At 73.2% G+C, this 9,873-nt stretch carries 11 protein-coding genes; 5 read left to right on the forward strand and 6 right to left on the reverse strand.

Translation table 11 applies throughout. From position 1 onward, the window contains the following. Window positions 1–326, reverse strand: a 326-nt coding sequence (locus H5J33_RS13305; protein WP_181795123.1) for an MFS transporter, incomplete at its 3' end; no start/stop codon positions are given. A 191-nt stretch (window positions 327–517) separates the two neighbouring features. Continuing rightward, the gene (locus tag H5J33_RS13310; protein WP_258565047.1) at window positions 518–727 is read right to left on the reverse strand and encodes a hypothetical protein; all 210 of its coding nucleotides are present in this window, start codon (window positions 725–727) and stop codon (window positions 518–520) included. 177 nt (window positions 728–904) lie between these two features. Here H5J33_RS13310 and H5J33_RS13315 point away from each other — a divergent pair, with 177 nt between their 5' ends. Then, window positions 905–1,567, forward strand: coding sequence for a ScbR family autoregulator-binding transcription factor (locus H5J33_RS13315; protein WP_181795114.1), 663 nt, complete (start codon window positions 905–907; stop codon window positions 1,565–1,567). A 64-nt stretch (window positions 1,568–1,631) separates the two neighbouring features. On the opposite strand, the gene H5J33_RS13320 is transcribed toward H5J33_RS13315, so the two are convergent. After that, window positions 1,632–2,480, reverse strand: a complete 849-nt coding sequence (locus tag H5J33_RS13320; RefSeq protein WP_181795115.1) for an alpha/beta fold hydrolase — start codon at window positions 2,478–2,480, stop codon at window positions 1,632–1,634. A 433-nt stretch (window positions 2,481–2,913) separates the two neighbouring features. After that, on the reverse strand, window positions 2,914–3,735 hold the full coding sequence (locus tag H5J33_RS13325; protein WP_181795116.1) for a DUF1684 domain-containing protein: 822 nt from the start codon (window positions 3,733–3,735) through the stop codon (window positions 2,914–2,916). Between the two features lie 292 nt (window positions 3,736–4,027). Between H5J33_RS13325 and H5J33_RS13330 the strand changes: the two genes are divergently transcribed. After that, window positions 4,028–6,211, forward strand: coding sequence for an MMPL family transporter (locus H5J33_RS13330; RefSeq protein ID WP_181795117.1), 2,184 nt, complete (start codon window positions 4,028–4,030; stop codon window positions 6,209–6,211). A 130-nt stretch (window positions 6,212–6,341) separates the two neighbouring features. Here H5J33_RS13330 and H5J33_RS13335 read toward each other — a convergent pair whose 3' ends face one another. After that, window positions 6,342–7,265, reverse strand: a complete 924-nt coding sequence (locus H5J33_RS13335; protein WP_181795118.1) for an SDR family oxidoreductase — start codon at window positions 7,263–7,265, stop codon at window positions 6,342–6,344. A gap of 84 nt (window positions 7,266–7,349) precedes the next feature. Here H5J33_RS13335 and H5J33_RS13340 point away from each other — a divergent pair, with 84 nt between their 5' ends. Further along, entirely contained in the window at window positions 7,350–7,916 is a 567-nt protein-coding gene (locus H5J33_RS13340) for a TetR/AcrR family transcriptional regulator (RefSeq protein ID WP_181795119.1), read from the forward strand. Window positions 7,917–8,044: 128 nt separating this feature from the next. Here H5J33_RS13340 and H5J33_RS13345 read toward each other — a convergent pair whose 3' ends face one another. After that, a complete protein-coding gene (locus H5J33_RS13345) occupies window positions 8,045–8,464 on the reverse strand; it encodes a RidA family protein (protein ID WP_181795120.1) in 420 nt (139 codons plus the stop codon). A 327-nt stretch (window positions 8,465–8,791) separates the two neighbouring features. On the opposite strand from H5J33_RS13345, the gene H5J33_RS13350 reads away from it, so the two are divergent. Together H5J33_RS13350 and H5J33_RS13355 are read left to right on the forward strand one after the other, a co-directional pair. After that, complete coding sequence (locus tag H5J33_RS13350; protein ID WP_181795121.1) at window positions 8,792–9,514, forward strand: FAD binding domain-containing protein; 723 nt, start codon at window positions 8,792–8,794, stop codon at window positions 9,512–9,514. Between the two features lie 57 nt (window positions 9,515–9,571). Next, a partial coding sequence (locus H5J33_RS13355) for an AAA family ATPase (RefSeq protein WP_181795122.1) occupies window positions 9,572–9,873 on the forward strand: 302 nt, incomplete at its 3' end.

Raw genomic sequence — 9,873 nt, forward strand, 5'->3', positions numbered from 1 at the left:
GCCGCGACCGGACCCGTCACGGCCCAGAACAGTGCCTGCGCGAGCGCGGCCGGCAGCCGCGCGGCGAGCAGGATCCCGTAGGAGGAGGCCAGCGCCGACACCACGCTGGACACGACCAGCGCGGCCAGCAGTCCGGCGAGCACATGACGCCGGGGCACGGCCCGCAGGACATGGGCGAGCGGCACGGAGGCCACGGCCACCGTCAGGCCGTACCCGGTGACCAGGAGACCCGCCGTCGGTACGGACACCCGCAGGCTCGCGGCGACGGGCTCCAGCAGGCCGACCGGCAGGCTCTCCACCGTGTTGAGGGTGAAGGCGGCCAGCATCAGGGCCACGAGCACGGCCGTCCGGCGCCAGGGAGCCGGCCGCGCCGTGACCCCGCGCGCCGCCGCCCCGTCCCGCGCCTGCCGCGTGGCACCGTTCACGGCAGTACCCCACCCGGTCCGCCCGCCCCGCCGCAACCGAATTCGCCACGACCGCCCGACGGCCCGTCAAGCAGCGGCCGCAGGACGGCAGTTCAGCGCGTGGTGAGCCGGAAGGTGCTGAGGACGACCTTGTGGTCGGTCGGCCATGTCCAGGTGGGACGCCAGAACCTGTCCCCGCCCGACTCCTCCACGCGCCGGCTGCGGACGATGCTGCTGGACGGTCCGACGAGGATGCTGTCGACGAGCTCGAGCCGCTTGTCCGGGTGGTAGAAGACGAAGTCGATCCGGCCCCGCACCGACACCGGGTGCTCTCCCCATCCTCCGGAACGTTCGCGCGCCACACCTTCGGGACGGGGCCGAACGGGTGGACCTCCGCTCGTCTCCGTGGACCGGCCTGCGGGCCGTCGGCCACCGTGGTGCCGACCCGCCGTGCGGTACAGTACGTACTGTTTGGTTTGGTTTCCGGCGGGGGAGGACGTGTGGCTCAGCAGGATCGAGCTGTCCGGACCCGGCGTGCCGTGCTGCGGGCCGCGGCAGCGGTCTTCGCCGAGCGCGGGTACGCGGCCGCCACCATCTCCGAGATCCTCAAGCGGGCCGGTGTCACCAAGGGTGCCCTGTACTTCCACTTCGACTCCAAGGCGGCCCTCGCCCAAGGGGTGTTACAGGAGCAGCTGACGCCCCAGTACCACCTGCCCCGCGACCTGAAGTTACAGGAGTGGGTGGACGCGGGCATGACCCTGGCCAGGCGGCTGCCCCGGGAACCCTTCCTGCTCGCCGGCGTCCGGATCTCCGCCGACCGGCCCGGCCGTGACGTGCTCGGCAGCGCCTGGCCGGCCTGGGCGCGGCTGACCTCGCACGTGCTCACCGAGGCCAAGAAGCGGGGCGAGGTGCTGCCGCACGTGGTGCCCGAGGAGACGGCCCAGGTGTTCCTCGGCGCCTGGGTGGGCGCGCAGTTCGTCTCGCAGACCCTGGCCGGCTGGGCGGACCTGGACGACCGCACGGCCGCGCTCTACAGCCACCTCCTCGCCGCGATCGCGGCCCCGCCCGTCCTCACCCGGCTGGACACCGCGCCGGACCGCGGCGCCCGGGTGATCGCCGAGGCCCGGCAACGCTCCGGGGACCTGGCGGGCATCGCCTGCTGACCCGGCTCCGCGTCCCGCCCCGCAAACCGTACGGGTGGTTTGGTTCCGGGACTCGGCACACTCGCTACCCGAGGCCGGCGAGGAATCCCTCCAGCAACTCGTCCAGGACCCCGGGCCGTTCCATGTGCAGGTCGTGCCCGGTGCCGGGGACGCTCACCGCCATGGCCGGCGGTCGCCGCGCGAGCATCGCGTCGATGTCCGGCCCCGGGATCAGGCTCGACCGCGCGAACACCGCCAGGGTGGGACAGCCGACCCGCCGCCACGCCGGCCGGGAGGAACGCCGGACGGTCTCCGCCAGCGCGGCGACCATCACGTCCCGGTCGAACCGCGGGCGCCGGCCGTCCTCGTGACGCTCCAGGCCCGCCGCCCAGCCCTCGCCCACCGGGCCGCCGCCGAAGAAGGAGACCGCCGCCGCGCGGGAGGGGAACGGCACCGGCCACGAGTCCAGCCACGCGCCGACGGCCCGGGGAGCCCCGGGATCGGGGTCGCCGGGTGCGGCCTCGACCAGGACGAGCGCGCACCCGGCGACCCCGATCAGGACGAGCGCGCGGACCAGCGCGGGGTGGGCGGCGGCGGTCAGCAGCGCCGTGTGACCGCCCAGCGACTGCCCGACCAGTACGGGCCGGTCCAGCCCCAGCCGCGCGGCGACCGCCACCACGTCCGCCACGAAGGCCGCCCGTGAGACATCGCCGGGGTGCCGCTCGCTCGCACCGTGCCCGCGCTGGTCGAACGCCACCACCCGGTGACGCCCCGACAGCCTCTCCGCCAGCGCGTCCCATTCACCGGCGTGGCCGGCCAGCCCGTGCAACAGCAGCACGGCGGTCCCCGGACCACCCCCGTCACGGCAGGCCAGCCGGACCCCGTCCCGGACCACAACCCGCTCCGACCACTCCACGACCGGCTCCCTCGACATCGTCGTTCGACCTGCCCGGCCGGCCCACGGGCTCCCTGGCCGCGAGTCCCGGCCGACCGGTGGGATCATCCTTTCGTTCGTCAGCCCCGGCCGGGCGGTGGGCCCCCGTCCGTGAGCCCCGGCCGAGCGGCGAGATCCTCCGTTGGCGACTCCGGGTCGGGTGCCGGGCCCCTCCGTTGGTCACCTCAGGTCGGTCGGTTGGCCGCTCCATTCGTGATTCCGGACGGCGCGGCGGCCCGGGTTCGCCGCTCCCGCCTGCGCCCGGGCCCCGCTCGTCAGTCCGGCCGGGTCGTGGACCCCTCCGCCCGTATCCCCCAGCCGGACGGCAGGCCCGTCGCTCGTGGCTCCGTACCGTGTGCCGGCCCAGGTCCGTCACTCCCGGTCCGGCGACGGAACCCGTGCCCTGCCCGCCTTCACCAGGCGCCCGCACGGCTCAGGGGCGCCCGCCGCGCTCCAGGGGGATCCGCTCGCCGGCCTCCACCGCCACCGGCAGCCGGTTCTCGGTGGGCGGCAGCGGGCAGGTGGCCAGGTCGGTGTAGGCGCACGGCAGGTTCCCGGCACGGTTGAAGTCGAGCGTGACCGTACCGTCGGGGCCCGGCGCGTCGATATACAGCGAGCGGTTCGCCGCGTACGTCGTCACGCCCGAGGTGGCGTCGGTGAACAGCACCATGAGACCGCCGGGGTCGCCGCCGTTGAACGCGGTGAGCCGGTGCCGGGCGCCGGCCAGCTCGAACTCGACCTCGCCGGGGGAGTCGTAGACGTGCTCCAGCCCCTCCACGGCGGCGCCGACGGTGACCGGCCGCGGCTGGTCGTAGGGCAGGAAACGCCCGGTGACGACCCAGCGCGGGTCCGGGGCGTAGACGGGGGTGTGGCGGAAGGCGGTGCGCAGCGGGTTGCCGGGGTGGCGGGGCCGCAGGATGTCGTGGCCGCCGCGCCGGGCGACTTCCAGCCGGGCCTCGCCCCAGTCGGCGTACCGGCTCTCCCGCTCGGGGACGACCCCGAACGCGTACCGGCCGCGTACCACCGTGCCGTTCACGGTCAGTTCCTCGCCCTCGGCCAGTTCGACCACCACTCCGTCCGCGGTCGCCGACCACGCGCCGGGGGTGTCGTCGAACCGGGCCGGTTCCGGGCCCAGCCAGTGCAGGCCGGTGATGGCGAGGAAGCCGTGAGGTCCGGCCAGTACGTCCTCCTTGGCCCGGTGCCACTCCTCCCACTCCTTGACGAAGGCCAACCGGTCGATGTCCTGGACGGTCATGTCCACTCCCTCACGTCGGTGTTGCCGGCCGAGTCCCGCGTCCGCTTCAACGACCGCGCCCCGGCCGTTCATCCCGGGCACGGCACCGTATGTCAGGGGGATATGCCGGTGATTCGACCGTTCCGCCGTGGACCGGGGGCGTCCGATGAGGGGTTGAGCGGAGCCGGTCACTAGGATGTGACACCAAGACAACCATGCGACCGGCCCGTTCCATGCGCGCCGGTCGGGGTCGCCGATGCCAGGGACCGCTCCCCGGGCTGCGGTGATCTTCCTTCCCAGGAGGACCCTCCGCATGTTCCGACGAATAGGCAACGCCGTCGTCCGTCATCCCATTTGGACGATCGTGGCGTGGCTGATCGCCGCGGTGGCGATAGTCGCCACCGCACCGAGCCTGCCCTCGAACAGTGACGAGAGCAGTTTCCTACCCAAGAGTTACGAGTCCATCAAAGCGGCGGATCTCCAGCAGAAGGCGTTCCCCAGCGCCTTCACCCCGTCCGCGATCGCGCTCTACCAGCGCACCGACGGCGGCAAGCTCACCGCCGCCGACGAGAAGGATGTCGCCCGGATCACCACCGAGCTGGGCAAGAAGCACATCGACCAGGTCCAGAAGGTCGTCCCCGGCCCGCCGTCGAAGGACGGCAAGTACACCATGACCCTGGTGCAGATGGACAGCAAGAACGCCGGTCAGCCCAAACAGGCCGACGCGGCGAAGGAGTTGCGCGAACAGGCCAAGGAACTGGCCAAGGGCACGCATCTCGACGTCAGGCTCGGCGGTTCCGCGGCGCAGGCACTCGACCAGCAGGACTCGTCCAAGCGCGGCGAGGCGCTGATCGGTATCGGCACCTTCCTCATCATCCTGGTGACCCTGCTGATCATCTTCCGGGCGCCGATCCTCGCCGTACTGCCCCTGGTGCTGATCGGCCTGGTGTCCGCCGTCGCCAACGGCCTGATCGCCTACGCCACCAAGCTGTTCGGCCTCCAGGCCAACAGCTCGATCTCCTCGATGCTCATCGTCGTGCTCTTCGGCGTCGGCACCGACTACTTCCTGTTCCTGATATTCCGCTACCGCGAGAGTCTGCGCGCCGGTGACGAACCCAAGCAGGCCATGATCAACGCGGTGGACCGGGTCGGCGAGGCCATCGCCTCGGCGGCCGGAGCGGTCATCATCGCCTTCCTCGCCCTGGTGCTGTCCACGCTGGGCTTCCTCAAGCAGATGGGCCCCGCGCTCGCCATCGCGGTCGGCGCCACCCTGGTCGCCGGCCTGACCCTGATCCCCGCCGTGGTCTCGCTGATCGGCCCGAAGGTCTTCTGGCCGTCGAAGTCCTGGCAGAAGGAACCGCAGAACGCCCGCTTCGCCGCCCTCGGGCGCGGTGTCCAGCGCCGCCCGGCGCTGACCGCCATCGTCTCCGGACTGGTCCTGCTGGTGCTGTCCCTCGGTACCCTCGGCTACAAGGCCACGTTCGACCTGGCCTCGGGCTCCATGCCCAAGACCAAGGAGTCCATGGTCGTCCAGGACCGGATGCAGCAGGCGTACTCGGCGGGCGCGGCCGCCCCCACCGACGTCTACTTGTCCAGCACCGACGGCAAGCAGCTGGACGGGTCGAAGTTCAAGGAGTACGCGCGGAAGCTCGGTGAGGTGGACGGCGTCGCGAGCGCCCGCATGACCCAGCTCAACAAGGAGGGCACCACCGCCGACTTCACCGTCACGCTGAAGTACGAGGCGTCGACGGACAAGGCGATCGACGCCGTGGGCCGGATCCGTGACGTCGCCCACTCGGCGGCGCCCGACGGCACCGAGGCGCTCGTCGGCGGCATGTCCTCGATCTACAAGGACATCGACGCGGCGGTCAACCACGACTACCGCACGGTCTTCCCGGTCGCCGCCGTCCTCATCATGATCATCCTGGGGCTGCTGCTGCGCAGTGTGGTCGCCCCCTGGTACCTGATCGCGTCCGTGGGCCTCGGCTTCGGCGCCACCCTCGGCGCCACCGTGTGGATCTTCCAGAACGGTCAGGGCCACTCGGGTCTGATGTTCATGCTGCCGGTGATCATGTACCTCTTCGTGGTCGCGATCGGCACCGACTACAACATCCTCATGATCGCCCGGCTGCGTGAGGAGGCCCGCGAGGGCCGGGACCCGCGCGAGGCGGCCGGCATGGCCCTGCGGCACGCCGGGCCGACCGTCGCCGCGGCGGGCTTCATCCTGGCGGCGACCTTCGCCACGATGATGCTGGCGGGCAATTCGCTGCTGTCGGAGATGGGCTTCGCGGTCTCCTTCGGCATCGTGGTGGCCGCGTTCGTCATGGCGATGTTCTTCACCCCGAGCCTCACGGCCCTGATCGGCCACGCCGCCTGGTGGCCGGGCCACGGGGACCGGGCCGAGACGCCGCGCGCCGGGACCGCCGGTTCCGGTACGGTCCGGCACGACGAGGACCGGGACACCACCGCTCACGATCCGGCGGGCCGCCGCGGCTAGCGGCGACCGCCACGAGTGACGAGTCCTGCCGGGCCACTTGGCCCGGCAGGACTTTTTTCACGCCGTCTTCCGCCCGGTCACCGCTTCCCGCCCGGTCGTCGCGACCCGACCGGTCACCGTTTCCCGCCCGTCACCCGGCGTCGGCGGGCACCTCGAAGTAGTGGCCCTCCTCCAGGTCCGACAGGAGTCCGGGGTGTACGGGCTCCCAGCCCACCAGTTCGCGGGTCAGGGTGCTCGAGGCGGCGGCGTCGTAGCCGAGGAAGCCGCCAAGCCAGCTGAAGTGTCCGACCGCGTCCTCGGGCGCCACGGACACCGTCGGCACACCGAGACGCCGGCCGATGGTCTCCGCGATGTCCCTCAGGGCGATGCCCTCCTCGGCGGCGCCGTGCAGCACCGACCCGGCGGGCGCCTTCTCGGCCGCCAGCCGGAACAGCCGCGCGGCGTCGAACCGGTGCACGGCCGGCCAGCGGTTGGCGCCGTCGCCGACGTACCCGGAGACGCCCTTGGCACGGGCGGTGGCCACCAGCATCGCCATGAAGCCCTTGTCCCCGGCGCCGTGACAGGTGGGGGAGAGCCGTACGACGGAGGAGCGGACGCCGCGCGCGGCGAGCGCGAGCACGGCCTCGGCGGTGGCTCCCCGGATGGCGGCGGGCGAACCGTCGGCCCGGGGCATGTCCCGTTCGGTCGCCACCCGTCCGGGTGCGAGACCGGCCAGTCCGGAGGCCAGGACGAAGGGCCGGCCGGTGCCGGCCAGCGCGTCGCCGAGCGCGTCGACGGCGCGGCGGTCGGCTTCGCCGGCCCCCTGGAAGTCGCCGCCGAAGGCGAGATCGTGCTTGAAGGCGAGGTGGATCACGCCGTCCGAGGCGGCGGCCGCCTCCCGCAGGACGTCGAGGTCGTCGAGGCTGCCGCGGACGGCCCCGGCCCCGGCCCCGGTCAGCGCGGCGGCGGAGGCGTCGGAACGGGCCAGTCCGACGACCTGGTGCCCGGCCGTCAAGAGGTCGGGCACGAGGGCGGAGCCGATCCAGCCGGACGCGCCGGTCACGAAGAAGCGCATGGGGAACTCCTGGCTAGTGATGTCAGTGACTGCCATCGACCCTAGCACTCCATGACAGTCACTGACATCGTTAGGATCCCGGACATGAGCAGATGGGAGCCGAACGCGCGCGGGCGCCTGGCGGAAGCGGCGTTGGAGCTCTACCGTGAGCGCGGCTACGAACAGACGACGGTCGCCGAGATCGCCAGACGGGCCGGGCTGACCGAGCGGACCTTCTTCCGCCACTACGCCGACAAGCGCGAGGTGCTGTTCTCCGGCGCCGGCGAGATCCAGGAGCTGTTCGTCCGGGCGGTCGCCGACGCCCCCGAGAGCGCGGCGCCCATCGATCTGCTGGCCCGCGGACTCGACGCGGTCAGCCAGGCCTTCGCCGGCCGGCGGGCCCACGCGCGGGCACGGCACGCCGTCATCACGGCGAACGCGGAACTCCAGGAGCGCGAGCTGATCAAACTCGCCTCCCTGTCGGCCGCCCTCGCCGACACCCTGCGCCGCCGGGGCGTCACCGAACCCGCCGCCGGCCTGGCCGCGGAGGCCGGGGTCGCCGTGTTCAAGGTCGGCTTCGAACGCTGGCTCGCGGACGACGGGGAACGGGACATGGCCGAGCTGGTACGGGAGACGCTGCACACGTTCAGGGCGGTGGCGGCCGGGGACTGACGGCGGGGGCTCCGGTACGGCGAGGCCGGAGGTGTACGGGTACGGCGGCTCCGGCGGGCCGTGTCCTGCCGTCCCGTACGGAACGTGGCCGAGCCCCGGGCACGGAAAGGAGAGACGCGGGCGCCCCGTCACACCTCCGGCGCGGCCGGGCGGACGGCGACCGCGTCGACCTCGAACAGCATGCCGGGCAGCGCGAGGGACGCCACCCCGCTCAGTGTCTGGGCCGGCAGCCGGTCCCCGAAGCGTGCGAGCAGGGCCTTGCCGAGGACCTCCAGCTTCGCGGCGTCGTGGCCGACGACGAACGTGCCGAGGCGGACGACGTGTTCGTACCCGAGCCCTTCCGCCTCCAGGGCCAGCCGCAACCGGTCGAAGGCCAGCTCGACCTGCGCGGCGAAGTCACCGGGCACCGGGGCGCCGGTGGCGTCGGAGGCGTACTGGCCCGCGATGAAGACGAGCGCGCCGGGCGCCGAGACGGCGTGGCTGTAGCCGAACGGGGCCGGGTCGTGCAGGGTGGCCGGGTTGGTGATCGTGCGCGAGTCGCGGGCCATGGATGGTGCTTCCTTCCGTCGGGCACGGTCGCCCCGGCAGCCGGGGTCACGCCGCGTGCGGTACGAGGGCGACAGCCGTCCCCCGTCCGTCCCAACACCCGCTGGTCACCGGCCATTCCGCCGTCCGCGAAGGGTGCCCGCCCTTCCGTTCCGGCGGCCGGGCGGCGCCGCGCGAGCACATGCCGCATGCTCGTGTGAGCCCTGTACGCGCCCCCCGCCGCACGAGAAGACTGCGCTGTCGGCGGGCAGGTGGCCGTCCGCCGTCCCTCCGCGTCCCGAACCCTCGGACGCCCCGCGTCCCGAGTCCAGAAAGGCGGGTCGGCCGCTGTGCTGTTGCGTCTGCCCACGTCCGTACCGGAAGCCCGGCAGTGCCTCGCCGACGGGGCCGTGCCGATCGGCGGCGCGACGCTCGTCTGGGCGGCCTGGCAGCGCGACGGGTTCCCGGACCTCACGATGTCGCTGCGCGAGGTGCCGGAGGCGAACGTCGTCGGGCGGGAGACCCTGGGCGCTGCCGTGCTGCTGCACCGGATCGACGCGACCGTGCCGGACGCCCTGCGGCTGGCCGCCGCCACGATCGGCACCGGCGCCGTGCGGCGGACCGCGACGGTCGGCGGCAACATCGTCGGCAGTACGCTGCGCTGCCTGCTGCCGCCCGCCCTCGTCCTGGAAGCCCGGGCCACGGTCCTGGAGCCCGACGGCGCCCGCGAGGCGGACCTGGCCGAGGTGGTCGCCAAACGTCCCGTGCTGCTCGGTCTGCGCTGGCGCACGCCCCTCGCCTCGGCCTACCGCAAGCTGCCCGCCGGGCCCGGCGGGCAGCCGCCCCTCGTCGTGACCTCCGCCGTGCACGCCGAGGACGGCGAGGGGCGCCGGCTGCGCGTCGCCGTACGGGACGGCTACGACGTGCTGACCGGCAGCACCCGGTGCGACACCGGCGCCGAGGACGCTCTCGGCGCCCTGCGCGACACGGCCCTCGGCGACCTGCCGGCCACCGTCTGGGAGGTCGTGCGCCCGCAGGTCACCGGCCTGCTGGCGGGCAGCGGGCAGAACTGAGGGCCGCCCCCCCCCGCGCGGCTCGGCGCCCGGCCGGAAGCGTGCCACAGTGGCGGTATGACGACACAGGCCGACCCGGCGGGCCCGCCGGACCTGGCGGTGCTGGTCGGGTTGCAGGCCTCCGGGAAGTCCACGTTCTACGCGAGGTGCCTGTCCGACCGGTACGAGCTGGTCGGCAAGGATCTGTTCCCGCGCGGGGCGAGGAACAAGCAGGCCCGGCAGATGCGGCTGGTCACGGAGCACCTGGCGGCGGGCCGGCCCGTGGCCGTGGACAACACCAACCCGTCGCCGCAGGAGATCGTGTCCGTGGTGGCCATCGGCATCTCCGGCTACTTCGGCTTCCTGGTCAAGGCGATGGG

The sequence above is a fragment of the Streptomyces sp. WELS2 genome, from assembly GCF_013870595.1.
Taxonomy (GTDB): domain Bacteria; phylum Actinomycetota; class Actinomycetes; order Streptomycetales; family Streptomycetaceae; genus Streptomyces.

Coding starts and splice junctions, on each gene's coding strand:
- H5J33_RS13335 (WP_181795118.1), bottom strand. CDS start 7,265: ATGCGCTTCTTCGTGACCGGCGCGTCCGGCTGGATCGGCTCCGCCCTC.
- H5J33_RS13330 (WP_181795117.1), top strand. CDS start 4,028: ATGTTCCGACGAATAGGCAACGCCGTCGTCCGTCATCCCATTTGGACG.
- H5J33_RS13325 (WP_181795116.1), bottom strand. CDS start 3,735: ATGACCGTCCAGGACATCGACCGGTTGGCCTTCGTCAAGGAGTGGGAG.
- H5J33_RS13345 (WP_181795120.1), bottom strand. CDS start 8,464: ATGGCCCGCGACTCGCGCACGATCACCAACCCGGCCACCCTGCACGAC.
- H5J33_RS13320 (WP_181795115.1), bottom strand. CDS start 2,480: ATGTCGAGGGAGCCGGTCGTGGAGTGGTCGGAGCGGGTTGTGGTCCGG.
- H5J33_RS13340 (WP_181795119.1), top strand. CDS start 7,350: ATGAGCAGATGGGAGCCGAACGCGCGCGGGCGCCTGGCGGAAGCGGCG.